The organism is Avibacterium sp. 20-132, from assembly GCF_023611925.1.
Lineage (GTDB): Bacteria > Pseudomonadota > Gammaproteobacteria > Enterobacterales > Pasteurellaceae > Avibacterium.
In genome coordinates this window covers 1,645,555-1,662,319 of the sequence record NZ_CP091456.1, presented here as the reverse complement: position 1 = coordinate 1,662,319, position 16,765 = coordinate 1,645,555, and the positions used below count along the sequence as shown (strand labels likewise).

Genomic DNA, 16,765 nt, shown 5'->3' with positions numbered 1-16,765 from the left:
TGGAGTTTTTTTAGCTTCTGACTGTTTCAGAATCAGGATCACCATTGGAAATTGGTTTTAACAAGGTGAAGAAGCAAATGATCGCTAATAGTGTTAAGCCTGTGCCTACCCAAACAGACACATCATAGCTTAAACCTAAACCAATTTTTGCATAAGCAAGGAAAGTGGCAGAAACCATTGTCATAAAGATGGCTGGAATTGTACAAATCCAGTGGAATTTATGATAGCGATATAAATAAGCCGCGGCTGTCCATAACATAACCATTGCAGTCGTTTGGTTTGCCCAGCCGAAGTAACGCCAAATTACTTGGAAATCGAGTTTAGAAATGATGAAACCTAGTACGAATAATGGAATAGCGATCATTAAGCGTTTAACTAAATTACGCTGATCGATTTTGAAAAATTCCGCGATAATCAAACGTGCAGCACGGAACGAGGTATCGCCAGAAGTGATTGGTAATACCACCACACCAAGCACCGCTAAAATACCACCGAAGTAGCCTAGCATATGGGTGGCGGAATCATAAACCACTTTTGATGGTGTGCCTGCGGTGATTGCATCATTCATTAGTGCTGGGCTATCGTAGAAAGTTAAGCCTACTGTACACCAAATTAAGGCAATCACCCCTTCGCCGATCATCGCACCATAGAAAACAAAGCGACCTTCTTTTTCATTTTCCATACAACGTGCCATCAATGGAGATTGTGTTGCGTGGAAACCTGAAACCGCACCGCAAGCAATGGTAACGAAAATCAATGGCCAAATTGGTAAATCTTTTGGATGCATATTTTCAAAGAATTTCGAGAAACTCATCTCGCCAACAGTATGGAATAAGGCTTTGTCTTCAAATAATAAGGCAAATAACATTCCAAAAGACATAAATAGCAATAACGCACCAAACAATGGATAAATGCGACCAATAATTTTGTCCACCGGCACTAAAGTAGCAATGATGTAATAACCAAAAATAATTGCTGTCCAAACTAATAACGTGCTTTTCGTTTCTAGGTTGAACATTTCACCGACATTATCCACTGTTAGATTGGTTAATAAGCTGGCTGGTGAAATGACGAATACAACCCCAACAAGAATTAACAATACAAGGGCAAGGGCATTCATAAAATGCTTAACTGGCGCACCTAAATATTTACCCGCAAGGTTAGGCACTGATTGTCCCCCATTGCGAACACTTAACATTCCGCAGAAATAATCGTGTACGGCACCTGCAAAAATGCAGCCAAAAACGATCCATAGCATTGCAACAGGTCCATATAATGCCCCAAGAATTGGACCAAAAATTGGCCCTGTCCCTGCAATATTTAATAATTGGATAAGCCAGATTTTCTTTTTAGACATCGGCACATAATCCACGCCATCAGCCATTGTGTGAGCTGGGGTTGCACGGTTTGGATTGATCTTAAAGACACGTTCAACCACAGAACCGTATAAAAAGTAGCCCAATAAAAGCAAGGCTACGCAGGAGAGAAACCATAACATAAAGAACCTCATAAAAATTAAACATAAAATTTCGTGCGGAAGTTTAACAAGAGTAAATCTGATGTAAATATATTGTTGCAGTTTATGTGATCTTCCGCACAGTTTTTATTCAAGGATTGATAAAAAAGATCCGTCAATCCGATCCTTATACTTCTTTATGGGTATTTCTCGTGGTCAATATAACAATGAAGTGATGATTTTTTAAGCGAAAAAATGCCCTAATTTATCACCGCACTTTATTTTTTAGCCATAAACTGCGTTTCAAATGATTAAACTGGACGAACACTATCAAGTGCCAATACGCCATCAAATTCTTCGCAGAAGCGCTGTAAACGTTCATCTGCTTGTAAATTTTCTCGCGCCTGTTCGCTTAACTCTTGGTAGATTTGTTTACGGTAGTCCATTGGGGTGAGCTGTTGGAGATCTGCATTAGTTTCCACAGAAAGTGTCACATCTTGCTGATAAAATTGACTTAAGGCTGTTTGTAACTGAATGCGAAGTTTTTCATTATTCAGATGCAATTTATCTCGGCGCAAGCCTAGCTGAATTTGGTTTTCACTCTGGCTTAAAATTACGCAATTCATTGCCATTTGTTTTGCCAAGCCTGAAATAGCTAACTGTTCGATAATATCCGTCCATTTATCCTGCGCTTTTGCCATCGTCAGCACTTTTTCTTTTAGTTCTGGCGTTGTATTTTCTAAAATGGCTTTGCGAATTTCTGACGGACTTGCATTATCCTGTTCTTCTGCCATTGCTGGATTGCTCCAGTTCCAACGGTAGTTTTCAGCTAAATTGAGATCATCTTCCTGATCAAGATCAGCAGAAAAATCTGGCTGATTTTGCACCGCACTTTGAATGACAGGCATATCCATTGGTGGTATCTCTGCTTCTAGCGATTGAGGAATTGATGGCTGAGAAATCTGCTGATGGATAGATCGCCCAGTGTTTTTCTGCTGGCTAAATTTGCGTTCTACCACAGGGAGATCCGTCACTTGATTGGTATTAGTGTTTTTTTTTTCGCTCGTTACAGGGGAAGAAAGTTGATCCAATGCATCCATCACTTCTAACGCTGCATTACTCATCGCAGAAGATGGACGATTTGATGTTGAATGTCCTTGTGGTTGCGCAACAAATTGCGTTGTTTTTGATTCTGGATGAGCCTTAAATTGTTGCGATACCACGGGCATTTCCACTAATTTTGTGTGATTTTGTACCGCACTTTGCACTGAATTCTGGGGGGAATTCACTTGTTCCACTGGCTGCATTTCAGGTGCTGCTTGGATAAGTTTAGGGTGAAAAGCCAACGCACGTAGTAAAATCATTTCTACGCCCATTCGCTGAGTTGGTGCAAAGGAAAGCTCTTTCTGTCCGTTTAAGATAATTTGATAGAAAAATTGTACATCTTCTGGAGGAAGGTGTTTCGCCAAAAAGCCAATATGGCTTTCATCACTAATTTGCGCCTGTGGTAGCAATTGACACATTGCAATTTTATGCAAGTTTTCTGCCACAGCTTTTAGCAATTCGTTCCAATCACCGCCTTTTTCCGCCACGGCTTGAATTGCTTTCATTAAGCCTTCCCCGTTACCTTGCTGTAAGGCATACAAAATATCAATAGGCTGACTATCATCGAGTAAGCCAAGCATTGTATTTACCACATCAAGAGTAATATTCGCGTTGCTCATTGCAATAGCTTGATCTGTTAAGCTTAGACTATCACGGATACTGCCTTGTGCGGCTCTCGCTAATTTTTCAATAGCAAGCGGTTCAAAAGGGATCTTCTCTTGCTGTAAAATAAAGGCTAAATGATCAGCAATTTGTTGCTGATCAAGTGCTTTAAGATGAAATTGAATACAACGTGATAAAATAGTAATCGGTAACTTCTGCGGATCTGTGGTTGCCAGTAAGAATTTGACATATTCAGGCGGTTCTTCAAGGGTTTTCAGTAACGCATTGAAAGAATGACGAGAGAGCATATGCACTTCGTCAATTAAATACACTTTATAACGCCCTTGCACCGGTTTATATTGCACATTATCAAGCAGTTCACGGGTGTCTTCTACCTTAGTACGTGAAGCGGCATCAATCTCAATAAGATCGATAAAACGCCCTTCTTCAATGGCTTTGCAATGCTCACAAACCCCACAAGGATTCGCTGTTACCCCTTCAACACAATTCAACCCTTTTGCGAACAGGCGAGCAATCGAAGTTTTCCCCACGCCACGCGTTCCTGAAAAAAGATAGGCGTGATGTAAGCGATTTTCATTCAATCCGTTAGCAAGGGCAGTAAGAACAGGTTTCTGTCCTACTACATCGGAGAACTTTTGCGGTCGCCATTTTCTTGCTAATACTTGATAACTCATTGCTTGCTCGCTTAGGATAAATTAGTGTCCGTCAAAATTCACTAAGGAAAATGGCGTTACCCCTAAATCACGTAACCGTTGTTCACCACCGAGTTCAGGTAAATTAATGACAAAAGCAGCATTTTTCACTTCCCCACCTAAACGTTTAACCAATTTCACGGTAGCTTCTACCGTACCGCCCGTGGCTAATAAATCATCAATAATCAATACGTTATCGCCTGATTGAATCGAATCAGTGTGAATTTCTAAGGTATCTTGACCATATTCTAATTGATAGGATTGGGCAATCGTTTCACGAGGTAATTTACCTGGTTTACGCACTAATACAAAAGGAACATTTAACGCTAATGCCACGGGTGCGCCAAAAATAAAACCACGGCTTTCTGTGCCAATAACTTTATTGATCCCTTTGTCTTTGTATTGTGCCACGATTAAATCAATGGTTGCCTTGAACGCCTCTGGGACTTCAACGAGGCTTGTAATATCACGAAAGATAATGCCTTCTTTCGGGTAGTTTGGAATAGATTTGATCGATGATTTAATCAGTTCTAATTGTTTGTTCATTTTCTTACCTAAAGTGCGGTCAAATTTTCGACCGTTTTCTATAAAAAAGAGCGGCACGCATATTACCACAGATTATTTAATTTAACGATAAATATCCGCACCATCTTTTCGGGTTTTTAATAAACGTAAAATCCATACATATTGCTCTGGCGTTGGGGTAACAAATTGCTCAATTTCTTTGTTCATTTCCCGTGCCATTTGCGCGGGATCTTCGCTAATTGGCATTGGTGGATGAATTTCCATTTCATATTTGCCCCGCTCTGCGTTATAACGAGGAAACATTGGGATCACCACGGCTTTAGCAAGTTTTGCCATTTTATTCAGCCCCGGTAAAGTGGCTTTATAAGTGGCAAAAAAATCAGCATATTCACTTAATTCTTCGCCATAATCTTCATCGGGCAAATAATACCCTATTTCGCCTTTTTTGACCGTGTTAAGAAAGGGTTTGATCCCATTTTGACGAGCGTGCATTTTTCCGCCAAAACGCTGACGTGCCATTGTCCATAGCCAATCCACTAAAGGATTACGATGTGGATTATACATCGACGTCATTGGCATTCCATAAGTATGTAAAATAATACCCGAGGCATCAATTGCCCAACCGTGTGGCACCATTAAAATAATATTATGGCCTGCCGCTTTGGCCTGTTGAATAACGTCTAAACCAATAAATTCACTGCGTTGCTGCAAATGTTTTTTGGAACGCAATGCAATTTCCCCAATGCCAAGCATCACTTGGCTCACGGTGATGAACATTTCGTCAATCACCTTTTCGCGTTGCTCTTCTGTCCAATCAGGAAAGCAATATTGTAAATTCACGCTTGCTCTATGGCGTTGTTTTTTTGCTTTTTGCGCTACAATTAAACCAATTTTCGCCGCAAGCTTATCCCTTAAACGAAAAGGTATAAAGGCAAATAACGCCAAAGCCAAAATACCTAGCCAAACAGCCCAATATTTTGGCAATAAAAACGCCCATTGCCATTTGGGATCATAGCCTATGCGCGCGGTTAAACGTACATCATCTTGTTGTGTCATAAATCCTCAACTACCCAAACCAGCCTTGATCATAGGCCATTTTAGCCGTCATAATGAAAGACATCATCACCACCATCGGACGAATTAGCTGTTTGCCCTTGCTTAATACCATTTTCGCGCCTAAGTTTGCGCCAATAATCTGCCCTAACATCATTACCAGCCCAGCTTCCCACCAGATTTGTCCGCCAATCAGAAATAACAAAAGTGCGGCAATATTTGAGGTAAAATTTAATACTTTGGCGTGAGCAGTCGCTTTAGCAAGATTAAAACCCAATAAGGTTACAAAAGCTAAACTCAATAGTGAACCTGTTCCGGGTCCGAAGAAACCGTCATAAAAACCGATCCCAAATCCCGCACTAAAGGCAAACGTTGCGTAAGAAATGCGTTTATGGCGATCTTCATCGCCCAAATTTGGCGTAAATAAAAAATACAGACCAATTGCGAGGACTAAAAAGGGGATAACCTTTTTAATCAATGCACTATCAACGAGCTGAATAAGTAGCGTGCCAAACACTGCGCCGATAAATGTCATCAGCACCAGTAACCAAATGGCGCTTAAATCTACCGCTTTTTTACGTAAAAAATAAAAACTTGCGGAAAAAGATCCGCCACAAGCCTGCAATTTGTTTGTGCCTAATGCCATTGCTGGGGGGATGCCTGTCATCAATAACGCGGGGATGGTGATTAAGCCACCACCACCTGCAATAGCGTCAATAAACCCCGCAATTAATGCGACAACAAATAATAAGGCAATAAGGTTGAGGCTGATTTCCATTTTTCGTTCCTATCTCGAAGGATTATTCCAACCATTCACTTTGGTTTGGTGAGCTGCTCACTTGCTGACATAAAAAAGGTTCAGGTGGACGTGGTTTGGGCTTCACACTGCCTGTTGATGGTTTGGCAGGTTTAAACCAAGAATATAATTCTTCACCACAGCCTTCACCCGCAGGAATGGGGGCTTGATTTTCACAATATTTAGCGCCTTGCGGACAAGTTAAACGAACGTGAAAATGCGAATCGTGGCCAAACCAAGGACGGATTTTTTGTAGCCAGCTACGATCCCCGCGTACCGTTTGACAAAGTTTCACTTTAATCGCTGGATTGACAAAAATACGCGCTACTTGCTTATCTTGTGCGGCTAGACGGATTAGATTGACGTGATTTTCTGTCCATACAGAATCATCAACACGCTGTGCTTTACGATCCACCACTAACAAGCCCATTCCCGCTGGGTTTTGTGCATCTTTATCGGATAAACGTCCTAAGCGTAGCCAAATATCCGCATCCAAGCCCATTTGATGGCTGGCGTGTCCAGTAAGAAAACGTCCGCCCCCCGGCATCGCAATATCGCCGATAAGCATTGTTGGAATCCCCGCTTGCTTCACTTTTTTACCTAGACGCTGTAAATAGGCAATCATATCAGGGTGTCCATAATAACGGTTTTTACTTGTCCGAATCACTTGGTATCCTTCCCCATTAAATGGCAAGGGTTTAGCCCCAATGATACAGCCATTACTATATGAGCCAACTGGCTCAGGTTCACCTGAGATTGGACGTTTTACTTTTTGCCAATATTCTGGACTGGCTATGACACTGCTAGTCGAAAAAATGCCACAAAAAAGCACCGCACTGACTGATTGAATTAACTTTTTCATTTACATTGAGCCTTAAATCTTAATAGGTGATCGAGTAAAACAATGGCGATCATTGCTTCTGCAATCGGCACGGCACGAATCCCTACACAAGGATCGTGGCGTCCTTTGGTGATAACTTCCACGGCTTCATTATTTAAATTGACGGAACGTCCCGCAATGGTGATGCTAGATGTTGGTTTTAGTGCAATCGTCGCAATAATGGGTTGTCCAGAGCTGATCCCGCCCAAAATACCACCTGCGTGGTTAGAACAAAAACCTTCTGGCGTCATTTCATCACGGTGCTGCGTGCCTTTTTGTTCCACCACCGCAAAACCATCACCAATTTCTACCGCTTTCACTGCGTTAATGCCCATTAAGGCGTGTGCCAAATCCGCATCAAGGCGATCAAAAACCGGTTCACCTAAGCCAACTGGGACATTTTCTGCCACCACCGTTAATTTAGCACCAATCGAATTGCCTTCTTTTTTTAGTTCACGGATTAATTCATCAAATTTTTCCACCGCACTTGGATCTGGGCTAAAAAAGGGATTACTGTTTACTTGTTGCCAATCAATTTGTGTAATGTCCTCTACGGTTTTGGGATCGATGTTCACTGAGCCAATTTGTGAGAGATAACCACGTACTTCAATGCCAAAATGTTCACGTAAATATTTTTTCGCAATTGCCCCAGCTGCCACTCTCATCGCGGTTTCTCGTGCAGAAGAACGTCCACCTCCGCGATAATCACGCAAACCGTATTTTTGTTGATAAGTATAATCAGCGTGCCCCGGGCGGAAACGATCTTTAATTTCACCATAATCTTGTGAGCGTTGATCGGCATTTTTGATGATCATTCCAATACTCGTACCTGTGGTTTTTCCTTCAAACACCCCAGAAAGAATTTGCACTTCATCATCTTCTCGTCTTGCGGTGGTATAGCGAGAGGTGCCGGGTTTACGGCGATCTAAATCAGGTTGGATATCCTGTTCAGATAGCTCAAGCCCCGGTGGGATACCGTCCACAATACAGCCCAAAGCAATGCCGTGCGATTCGCCAAAAGTAGTTACTCGAAAAAGTTGTCCGATGCTGTTTCCTGCCATTATTTTTCCTTCTGTTATTCCTTATGATTTTGCTAAATTTTCTGACATAATTTGTACTTCTTGTGCCGTTGCTTGATTTTTAATAAAGACATCAAGCTGATTAAAGGCGATTTCTACATTATGTGCGGCGAAGAGTTCATCAATTCGACGATTGAGATGATCGATCGTCATCGTTCTTTCATTAAGATTGCCCACATAAACCCGTAGTTCATGATCTAATGTACTTGCCCCAAAGACAAGGAAGTATGCCATAGGCTCAGGATCTTTCAACACATATTCACATTCATCTGCCGCTTGTAATAATAAACGTTTAACTAATTCCAGATCCGATCCATACGCCACGCCTACGTTAATCACCACACGGGTCATCGAATCTGTTAATGCCCAGTTAATTAAACGCTCTGTCACAAAGGCTTTATTTGGCACAATCACTTCTTTTTTATCAAAATCAATTAATGTGGTCGAGCGGATACGGATTTTTGAAACCGTACCAGAATATTCTCCAATCGTTACCACATCACCAATGCGCACTGGACGTTCAAATAAAATAATAATCCCTGAAATAAAGTTAGCAAAAATTTCCTGTAAACCAAAACCTAAACCAACAGAAAGTGCGGCAAATAACCATTGTAATTTAGACCACGACATTCCCAACACGGAAAAAGCCGCCCCACCGCCTAATGCAACAATAAAATAGGTTAATAATGTAGTAATCGTATAAGGGGTACCCTGTGAAAAACTCACTCGAGAGAAAATTAAGACTTCCAGCAAACCCGCGATATTTTTAACGATCGCATAAGTCCCTATCAGGATAATTAAGGCAAATAACAAATTAAGTAAGGTTATTGATTCGGTTACCGTTCCTGAATCTGTCGTAACTTGCTGCTGCCATAAGGTTACGCCTTCAAGATAATAAGCTACGGTAATAAGATCTGACCAAACCCAATAAAATAAACCAAATAAGCTCACCCAAAGTAATAGATCAACGATACTTTTTACTTGGCTTTTGACTTGTGAAATATTCAGCACTTCTTCTTGTTGAATTTCCGAATTTAGCTCATTATCACTATTCTCTTCTTTTTGCGCTTGCATTTGCTCACGCTTTTCTAATAAACGACGATAAGATAATCGACGTGCTGACACGGTAAAACTACGATAAATCACATCTTTTGCGATCATCCAAAGCACCAATACAAAATAAGAAGACATTAAATGTTCCATCAAATTAAGTGCGGTGTAATAGTACCCCATTATAATCAACACAATTAATGCTATCGGCGCAATCACAAGTAAAATACGAGCAAATTTAAATAAATAGCTCCGCTCACCTGCTTGTTCTTGGGTTTTCTGATAAATACTTACCGCATAGCGTAAACGTGGCCCTACGATAAAAAGGGAAATTACTAAAATTGAAATGGTTAGCACTTCCCCGATCACATCATTCGTAATCCCCGTATCTAAATGGGTAAAAATCGAGGCATTCAGCCATAACGCATAGATCCAAACTGAACGTTTAGAAACGGAATAAAATAGCTGTACATTATATTGCGGCATATTAAAGTGACGATAAGCTAATCCATTTGGGCGTAGCATTGCCAAAATAAACGCAAAGAACAACCAATACCCCGCCATTTTTAAAGACCACAACCAAAACGGTTCTGGATTTTCAAAACAGATTGACGCAATTAAAATTAAAAGAGAAAGAAAAATCAGTGTAGAACGCAAACATAAGATTAACGTCCATAAAATCGCCTCGGGGGTATAATGCTGGCGTTCACCTCTTAATGTATTGATTTTACTGTTAATATAAGCCAGACGTTGGGTGATTTTTTCTTTACGCCACTGAATCAATGCCGCCAAAAGCAAAAGTAGAATAACCTGCAACACCGTTGGCACGAAGTTATCTTTCCAATTCGCGAAATTGATCAAACTTTTAATATCTTGCAACTGGTATTTCACTTTTGGCAAGAAATTAGTAAACCAATCCATATCCAACGGTGGATTACTTCTCACCCAGAAACTTTGCTGTTGTAATTTGCCCTGCAAAGCATCACTAATTGCCGTAACCTGCTGTTGGTTTAACTCAATATTAATCGCTAAATTTAGCTGATTATTCAGGTTCGTAATGGAATCTGATAATAATTTACGCCGCTCTTGTAAAATTGCAGTCAGCTGATTTTTTTCATCGTCCGTTAAATGTGCGTTGGCGTTTTTTTCTAAACTGACAATGTAGCTTTGGGTATCATATAAATTATCGCGCAACTCAGTTAAATCAAAAATTTGCACGCGTAAATCCGTAATCTGCTTTGCCAGCCCACGAATCATTTGATCTTGCGGTAAAAGTTGCTTTTGCTTATTGATAATACGTGAAAGCACTAACGTTCCTTGTAACGCACTAATTTGCTCGTTAATGTTTCGCTCTGTTTGTTGCAAATTATCCAGCACACTTTTTATCCGTAAGCTATCTTGTGATAGCACATTTAACTGCGCTGTCTGTTTTACCAAATCTTGGCTAATTCGCACATTTTGGTTTTGTTGTTCAACAATGATAGGATTGCTATCTTGCACATTCGTTTGCGATTGTTTTAACTGCTCTGCCTGCTCACGGGTTTCTTGCAAATTCTTTTCATTAATCACTTCTTGTAGCATTGCTAATTTTGTTTGCAACTGCTGCTGCATCAAGGTTTTTTGCTCTAATTGAATGGTATAAAGCGAAGTCAAATCATTATTGCCTTGCAATAACATTTGATTATAGCTGTTTTGCAAGCCGATCAACGCCAGCTCTGTTTCGAGCTTATTTTTTTCTACGGAATCTCCCGCACTAATGCCAAAGAGTAATTTATCAATTTCTTGTGAACGAATTAAATTCGCGCTCAATGCAGACTGCGCACGTTCAGGTGCGGCGCGTTGGCTCACTAACTGAGCATTAATTGCCCCCAAATCCGCTTGGATTTGCTGTAGATGTTGCTGAGTAGCCATAGATTGTGTTTGCAACTCAGCCAACGATAATTTCTCAAACGCTTTTACCGTAACAGGTGAGGCATTTTTTAATTTATCTACCGCCGCCTGTAAAGCCGCAACCTGACTCGGGGCATTCTCCACAGATTGACTTAATGATGCGTTATCCGCTTTCTGCTTTTCAATATTTCCAAGCAACGTGAGGGTTTCTTCAAGATTTTGCACCAAGATTTTATTATTGACATCCGTTTGATCGGCCTCTTTTGCCGCGGCAAGCTGTGTTTGAATATCCGCTTCTTTTGGTAAATCTGCCCAACTTGTAGAAGCCCAAGCCAAGGACAGAAAAAAGATCGCCCAAATACGTTCAATTATTTTCATTTTATTTTCCTAATAATTCTTTTAAAGCCATTTTTAACGCATTACGCGAAATTTTAATCGTTCCCTGTTGCTGGCATTGTGCCACATCTAATGGAAAATAGTGTATCGGTTGTTTAAATTTTTCTAATCGCGAAGCAAGCCAAATTCGTAAATTTTCCACCGCACTTTGGCTAAATTCATCAATAAACTCAACCATTGCCACAGGGCGTTGCCCAAATTCCATATCTTCCACAGGCAGGACAACAACTTGTTTTACCTTAGGATAATGCAAAATAACCCGTTCAATTTCTTCAGGCTGAATATTTTCTCCGCCTGAAATAAACATATTGTCTAATCGCCCTAAAACGCATAGCTCATCATTTTGCCATTCACCGAGATCTTTGGTGTGAAGCCAACCATCCTGTTGAACCAAAGGCAATATTTCACCCTGTTGCCAATAACCTAGCCCTAAGCCTGCACCACGCAAACAAATTTCTCCCTCAATCAGCGCAAGTTCTCGACCTTTGAGGGGGAAGCCCACACCACGATATTGATCGCTTTTTTTCGCACAGACTGTGGATGCCATTTCTGTCATTCCATAACCAGAATAACAAGTCAGACGATATTGTGCCGCCTGCTGCGTTAAGGCAAGGGGAATATGGCTGCCCCCTAATAAAATGTGCTGAGTATGTTCAGTCTGTTCAGAACGTTGTTGCAAATAAGTGAGAAAGCGTTGCAATTGTGTTGGCACAAGAGATAAATGTGAAACCTCAGCCGCGGCGGAATAAAAATTCTCATTCGGCAAATGCAATCTTGCTCCCGCGTGCAACCAGCGCCATACAATGCCTTGCCCTGAAACGTGATATAACGGTAAAGAAAGCAACCACGCATTTTCTGCCCCAAATGCCATTAATTCGCACACGCCTTGCGCATTATCCAAATGTCCTTGCAGGCTATGCACCACCGCTTTAGGGCTGCCCGTTGAACCGGATGTGAGTGTCATTGTCGCTGGACGATTGGGATCATAAGCCGCCGTGCAATTTTTTTTAGCTTGCGAAGCCGTAACGGATACAACAAGTGCGGTGCAATTTTGCAATATTTTTTCGCCCTTAGGATCATAATAAAAATGTACATCCGCATTTTCACATAATTGGGTAATCTTTTCTTCTGGAAAAGCCGGATTAATCCCCAACACTCTCGCGCCCAATTGAATCCCTGCTAAATAGGCAAGCAAGAGCGCAAAACTATTTTTTCCGCATAAGGCAATCCCCTCACCAACATTCACTCCTTGCTGAGAAAATGCCTGTGCCACAGTATTAATTTTTTCACTCAGTTGCTGCCAAGAAAAAAGTTCGCCTTGCTCATTGCGCAAGGCTACTTTATGTTGATAATCAGGCTGGGCGGCATAATGTTGCCAAAGATATGTCATTGTAATGCCAATTAATTTACTGTGAAAAATGTGCGCACTTCGTCAATCAATTCTTCTGGCAAGTGCATTGATTGCATTGCACCTTCCAACATTAACATTTTACGACCACTATTTGTATTGGTGATCACCCAATATGGCGTATTAGGAATTTGTTTTGGCTTAGTGTGATTCCCCGCCATTAACAATGTCCCCTCATCACGGGCAAAGTACACGCGCGTACGCCCTTGTAAGGATTCCGTAGCCTGTGCAAAACTTTCTGGATTGGTGCGATAAAGCACGCGTAAAATAGCCAAGAAGCGTACCACCGCTTTGCTTTCTTGCTGAAAATCAGCGGACTGGATCAACTCACGCACCTTGCTAACCATTTTTTGGATCGCCTCATCAGATTGCTTTCTCGTTGCCACTTTTTCTTTTGCGGCTGGTTTTTCTTCCACTTTTTCATTATCTCGTGCTAATTCGTTGGAAATTTCCACCGCACTTTGATTATCAGCAGAAAGGTTTGGTGCAAAGGTCACATTATGATCAGTACGCACCGCAGGAAAATTGAGTAAACGGCGTAAAATATCAGAAGCACTTTCACCGATAGATCGGGTTTGGCTGGCTATGTATTGATAAAGTTCTTCATCTACTTCAATAATTTTCATTTTTTCTCTCCAGTTGCTTGATCTCTTTACGCTTTTGCAACATTATAACGATTTATTTTCAAATACTCACGCAAAAATTATGTCGCAAACGCAATTACTCAATTTTCAATTTCATCAATTAAAACAACCTACTAGCAACCCAACCTTAGTGTTTATTCACGGATTATTTGGCGATATGAATAATTTAGGGGTGATTGCCCGAGCCTTTGCGGAAAATTACCCTATTTTACGCCTAGATTTACGCAATCACGGACAGAGTTTTCATTCTGAATCAATGAATTATGATTTAATGGCGGAAGACCTATTAGCCACTATTGAACATTTAGATCTTAAACAGGTGATCTTAATCGGGCATTCCATGGGGGGAAAAACCGCAATGAAAGCGGCAAGCCTTCGCCCTGATTTAGTGAAAAAATTGATCGTTATTGATATTGCGCCAGTGAAATATGGCGAACACGGACATAATAGCGTATTTGATGGCCTTTTCGCCGTAAAAGAAGCTCACGCAGAAACACGCCAGCAAGCCAAACCAATATTAGCTCAACACATACCAGAAGAAAGCATTCAGCAATTTATGTTGAAATCCTTTGATGCACAATCTACTGAAAAATTTCGTTTTAATTTGACCGCACTGAAACAAAACTATTCTCACCTTATGGATTGGCAGGATTGTTTTTATCCCAACCCTACTCTATTTATCAAAGGTGGACAATCTGATTATATTCAACCTGAATATAGCAAGCAGATTTTAGCCCAATTCCCCCAAGCCAGCTCTTTCACCATTAACGGCAGTGGACATTGGGTACACGCCGAAAAACCTGACGCGATTATTCGCATTATTCAGCGTTTTTTAGATAGCCAATAACAATCTCACCAATCAAAGGTTGAGGGTTTTAATCAACTATGAATTGTGATATAGTTCGCGGCGATGAGTAGTTGTAGCTTATCATTCTCAATTAGCTACATTTTAACCAGTTCAGTGATTTGAAAAATGGCAAAACAAGATGCAGATTGCATAACCTTAGATCTGTTTGCTAACACACCCAAAGTGGGACGCCCAAAAACAAATCCGCTGACCCGAGAACAACAACTCCGTATCAACAAACGTAATCAACTTAGACGGGATAAATCCTGCGGTTTAAAGCGTGTTGAGCTGAAATTGCATACGGATATTGTTCAACAATTGGAAGATTTAGCGTCTGTACAGCGTGTTAGTCGTTCAGAGTTAATCGTAACGATTTTACAAGAATATTTTAAATTTCAAGAAAATAGGAAATAAAAATGGCTATCGTTGGTTTATTTTATGGTAGTGACACGGGCAATACTGAAAACATTGCACGAATGATTCAAAAACAATTAGGCTCAGAAGTGGTAGATATTCGCGATATTGCCAAGAGTACGAAAGAAGATATTGAAGCCTATGACTTTTTAATGATTGGTATCCCAACTTGGTACTATGGTGAAGCCCAATGCGACTGGGACGACTTTTTTCCAACCTTAGAAGAAATTGACTTCACAGATAAATTAGTCGCCATTTTTGGTTGTGGCGACCAAGAAGACTATGCAGAATATTTCTGCGATGCAATGGGAACAGTACGTGATATTATCGAACCAAAAGGTGCGATTATTGTCGGTCATTGGCCAACGGAAGGTTACACTTTTGAAGTTTCGCAGGCACTCGTTGACGAAAATACATTTGTAGGTCTATGTATTGATGAAGATCGTCAGCCAGAACTGACTGCTGAACGTGTTGAAAAATGGACAAAACAAGTTTTTGATGAAATGTGTTTAGCTGAGTTAGTTGAGTAACCCACCAAGAGCAAAAGAAAGGAAACATTATGTCTGAAGAAAATATTAAACTTCTTAAAAAAGCAGGGTTAAAAATTACCGAGCCACGCTTAACGATTTTAGCGTTAATGCAAGAACATAGTATGTCACATTTTTCTGCAGAAGATGTTTATAAACTATTGCTTGAACGCGGTGAAGATATTGGCTTAGCAACGGTTTACCGTGTACTTAACCAATTTGATGAAGCAAATATTCTCATTCGCCATAACTTTGAAGGAAATAAATCCGTTTTTGAACTTGCACCGAGTGAACATCACGATCATATTATTTGCGTGGATTGTGGCAAAGTCTTTGAGTTTAATGACGAGATCATTGAACAACGACAAAAACAAATTAGTGAAGAACACGGTATTAAATTAAAAACGCACAGTTTATATCTTTACGGTAAATGTAGTGATATTGATAACTGTGATGAGAAAGAAAAGAAATAATTACGCTTCTAAAAACTAAGCAAAAAATCACCGCACTTTTAAAAGCGTGCGGTGATTTTTTATCGCATTTTAAATGTTGCCATATAATTAGCACTGACGTCCTGATTTAATTTGAATGTTCCCATAAGTGGATTGTAATGATAGCCGACCATATTCACACAATCTAACTCAGCGCGGTCTGTCCAAGCAAGTAATTCAGCGGGTTTAATAAATTTTTCGTAATTATGTGTGCCTTTCGGCAACATTTTTAATACATATTCCGCACCAATAATAACCAACGCCCACGCTTTTAAAGTGCGATTAATCGTAGAAAAAAACAATACGCCATTAGGCTTTAACAAGGCTTTGCAGGTATTGATGATCGAGCTAGGATCAGGAACGTGTTCCAACATTTCCATACACGTAATCACATCAAATTTTTCTCCGTCAAGTGCGGTGTATTTTTCAAGAAAATTTTCTATGGTGGTCTGTTGATAATCAATACTTAGACCATTTTCTTGTGCGTGTAATTTTGCTACTTCAAGGGGGGCGGTGGTCATATCAATACCGGTAACATTTGCCCCTTGCTTAGCCATTGCTTCAGCTAAAATACCGCCGCCACAACCAACATCTAAAACGTTTTTACCAAATAACCCCCCAGCTTGTTGGCAAATATAATCCAAACGAAGCGGATTTAAGCGGTGGATAGGTTTAAAATCCCCTTCAGGATCCCACCAAGTTTTCGCCATTTTTTCAAATTTTTCCAGTTCTTGTTGGTCGATATTTTGCATTAGATTGTTCTCTTGTTTTTGATTTTTATTATTTTAGCGTAAATTTTCTATCTTTTTTATTCTACGGTAAATTTCTCTTTTCTTTGCTAAGGTTATCACACGCTTTGTTTTATGCCCCTTATTATTGCCTAAGTGCG

The 16,765-nt window shown here is 40.4% G+C and carries 15 protein-coding genes; 4 read left to right on the top strand and 11 right to left on the bottom strand.

Annotated elements, in window-relative coordinates; all coding sequences use genetic code 11:
- Positions 1 to 10: 10 nt before the first annotated feature.
- The 10 genes from L4F93_RS07885 to seqA all read right to left on the bottom strand — a co-directional run bounded on the left by L4F93_RS07885 (position 11) and on the right by seqA (position 13,579).
- Complete coding sequence (locus L4F93_RS07885) at positions 11 to 1,498, bottom strand: carbon starvation CstA family protein (protein ID WP_250349776.1); 1,488 nt, start codon at positions 1,496 to 1,498, stop codon at positions 11 to 13.
- Between the two features lie 269 nt (positions 1,499 to 1,767).
- Positions 1,768 to 3,858, bottom strand: a complete 2,091-nt coding sequence (gene dnaX, locus L4F93_RS07880) for a DNA polymerase III subunit gamma/tau (protein WP_250349775.1) — start codon at positions 3,856 to 3,858, stop codon at positions 1,768 to 1,770.
- Between the two features lie 21 nt (positions 3,859 to 3,879).
- The gene (gene apt, locus L4F93_RS07875) at positions 3,880 to 4,422 is read right to left on the bottom strand and encodes an adenine phosphoribosyltransferase (protein ID WP_250349774.1); all 543 of its coding nucleotides are present in this window, start codon (positions 4,420 to 4,422) and stop codon (positions 3,880 to 3,882) included.
- 81 nt (positions 4,423 to 4,503) lie between these two features.
- Positions 4,504 to 5,457: a lauroyl-Kdo(2)-lipid IV(A) myristoyltransferase gene (gene lpxM / locus L4F93_RS07870; protein ID WP_250349773.1), complete on the bottom strand. Its 954-nt coding sequence runs from the start codon at positions 5,455 to 5,457 to the stop codon at positions 4,504 to 4,506.
- 10 nt (positions 5,458 to 5,467) lie between these two features.
- On the bottom strand, positions 5,468 to 6,232 hold the full coding sequence (locus L4F93_RS07865) for a TSUP family transporter (RefSeq protein WP_250349772.1): 765 nt from the start codon (positions 6,230 to 6,232) through the stop codon (positions 5,468 to 5,470).
- Between the two features lie 22 nt (positions 6,233 to 6,254).
- A complete protein-coding gene (gene mepA / locus L4F93_RS07860) occupies positions 6,255 to 7,112 on the bottom strand; it encodes a penicillin-insensitive murein endopeptidase (RefSeq protein ID WP_250349771.1) in 858 nt (285 codons plus the stop codon).
- Positions 7,109 to 8,191, bottom strand: coding sequence for a chorismate synthase (aroC, locus tag L4F93_RS07855; protein WP_250349770.1), 1,083 nt, complete (start codon positions 8,189 to 8,191; stop codon positions 7,109 to 7,111). Before aroC ends, mepA begins: the two co-directional genes overlap by 4 nt.
- 21 nt (positions 8,192 to 8,212) lie before the next feature.
- Complete coding sequence (mscK, locus tag L4F93_RS07850; RefSeq protein ID WP_250349769.1) at positions 8,213 to 11,527, bottom strand: mechanosensitive channel MscK; 3,315 nt, start codon at positions 11,525 to 11,527, stop codon at positions 8,213 to 8,215.
- Position 11,528: 1 nt separating this feature from the next.
- Positions 11,529 to 12,935: an o-succinylbenzoate--CoA ligase gene (menE, locus tag L4F93_RS07845; protein ID WP_250349768.1), complete on the bottom strand. Its 1,407-nt coding sequence runs from the start codon at positions 12,933 to 12,935 to the stop codon at positions 11,529 to 11,531.
- 11 nt (positions 12,936 to 12,946) lie between these two features.
- Complete coding sequence (seqA, locus tag L4F93_RS07840) at positions 12,947 to 13,579, bottom strand: replication initiation negative regulator SeqA (protein ID WP_250349767.1); 633 nt, start codon at positions 13,577 to 13,579, stop codon at positions 12,947 to 12,949.
- A gap of 79 nt (positions 13,580 to 13,658) precedes the next feature.
- Here seqA and L4F93_RS07835 point away from each other — a divergent pair, with 79 nt between their 5' ends.
- The 4 genes from L4F93_RS07835 (at position 13,659) to fur (ending at position 15,858) form a co-directional block, all read left to right on the top strand.
- Complete coding sequence (locus L4F93_RS07835) at positions 13,659 to 14,444, top strand: alpha/beta fold hydrolase (protein ID WP_250349766.1); 786 nt, start codon at positions 13,659 to 13,661, stop codon at positions 14,442 to 14,444.
- 126 nt (positions 14,445 to 14,570) lie between these two features.
- Positions 14,571 to 14,858, top strand: coding sequence for a LexA regulated protein (ybfE, locus tag L4F93_RS07830; RefSeq protein WP_250349765.1), 288 nt, complete (start codon positions 14,571 to 14,573; stop codon positions 14,856 to 14,858).
- A 2-nt stretch (positions 14,859 to 14,860) separates the two neighbouring features.
- Positions 14,861 to 15,388 (top strand): flavodoxin FldA, encoded by a 528-nt coding sequence (gene fldA, locus L4F93_RS07825; RefSeq protein WP_115249319.1) that lies wholly within the window; start codon positions 14,861 to 14,863, stop codon positions 15,386 to 15,388.
- Positions 15,389 to 15,417: 29 nt separating this feature from the next.
- Entirely contained in the window at positions 15,418 to 15,858 is a 441-nt protein-coding gene (fur, locus tag L4F93_RS07820; RefSeq protein ID WP_250349764.1) for a ferric iron uptake transcriptional regulator, read from the top strand.
- A 59-nt stretch (positions 15,859 to 15,917) separates the two neighbouring features.
- Here the strand turns inward: fur and ubiG are convergent, their stop codons facing one another.
- Positions 15,918 to 16,628, bottom strand: a complete 711-nt coding sequence (gene ubiG, locus L4F93_RS07815) for a bifunctional 2-polyprenyl-6-hydroxyphenol methylase/3-demethylubiquinol 3-O-methyltransferase UbiG (RefSeq protein WP_250349763.1) — start codon at positions 16,626 to 16,628, stop codon at positions 15,918 to 15,920.
- Between the last annotated feature and the right edge of the window lie 137 nt (positions 16,629 to 16,765).

Bases quoted from the DNA above. Each gene is read 5' to 3' on its own strand.
- menE (WP_250349768.1), bottom strand. From the start codon at position 12,935: ATGACATATCTTTGGCAACATTATGCCGCCCAGCCTGATTATCAACAT.
- lpxM (WP_250349773.1), bottom strand. From the start codon at position 5,457: ATGACACAACAAGATGATGTACGTTTAACCGCGCGCATAGGCTATGAT.
- aroC (WP_250349770.1), bottom strand. From the start codon at position 8,191: ATGGCAGGAAACAGCATCGGACAACTTTTTCGAGTAACTACTTTTGGC.
- L4F93_RS07835 (WP_250349766.1), top strand. From the start codon at position 13,659: ATGTCGCAAACGCAATTACTCAATTTTCAATTTCATCAATTAAAACAA.
- ubiG (WP_250349763.1), bottom strand. From the start codon at position 16,628: ATGCAAAATATCGACCAACAAGAACTGGAAAAATTTGAAAAAATGGCG.
- mepA (WP_250349771.1), bottom strand. From the start codon at position 7,112: ATGAAAAAGTTAATTCAATCAGTCAGTGCGGTGCTTTTTTGTGGCATT.
- apt (WP_250349774.1), bottom strand. From the start codon at position 4,422: ATGAACAAACAATTAGAACTGATTAAATCATCGATCAAATCTATTCCA.
- L4F93_RS07885 (WP_250349776.1), bottom strand. From the start codon at position 1,498: ATGTTATGGTTTCTCTCCTGCGTAGCCTTGCTTTTATTGGGCTACTTT.
- fldA (WP_115249319.1), top strand. From the start codon at position 14,861: ATGGCTATCGTTGGTTTATTTTATGGTAGTGACACGGGCAATACTGAA.
- seqA (WP_250349767.1), bottom strand. From the start codon at position 13,579: ATGAAAATTATTGAAGTAGATGAAGAACTTTATCAATACATAGCCAGC.
- fur (WP_250349764.1), top strand. From the start codon at position 15,418: ATGTCTGAAGAAAATATTAAACTTCTTAAAAAAGCAGGGTTAAAAATT.
- mscK (WP_250349769.1), bottom strand. From the start codon at position 11,527: ATGAAAATAATTGAACGTATTTGGGCGATCTTTTTTCTGTCCTTGGCT.
- dnaX (WP_250349775.1), bottom strand. From the start codon at position 3,858: ATGAGTTATCAAGTATTAGCAAGAAAATGGCGACCGCAAAAGTTCTCC.
- L4F93_RS07865 (WP_250349772.1), bottom strand. From the start codon at position 6,232: ATGGAAATCAGCCTCAACCTTATTGCCTTATTATTTGTTGTCGCATTA.
- ybfE (WP_250349765.1), top strand. From the start codon at position 14,571: ATGGCAAAACAAGATGCAGATTGCATAACCTTAGATCTGTTTGCTAAC.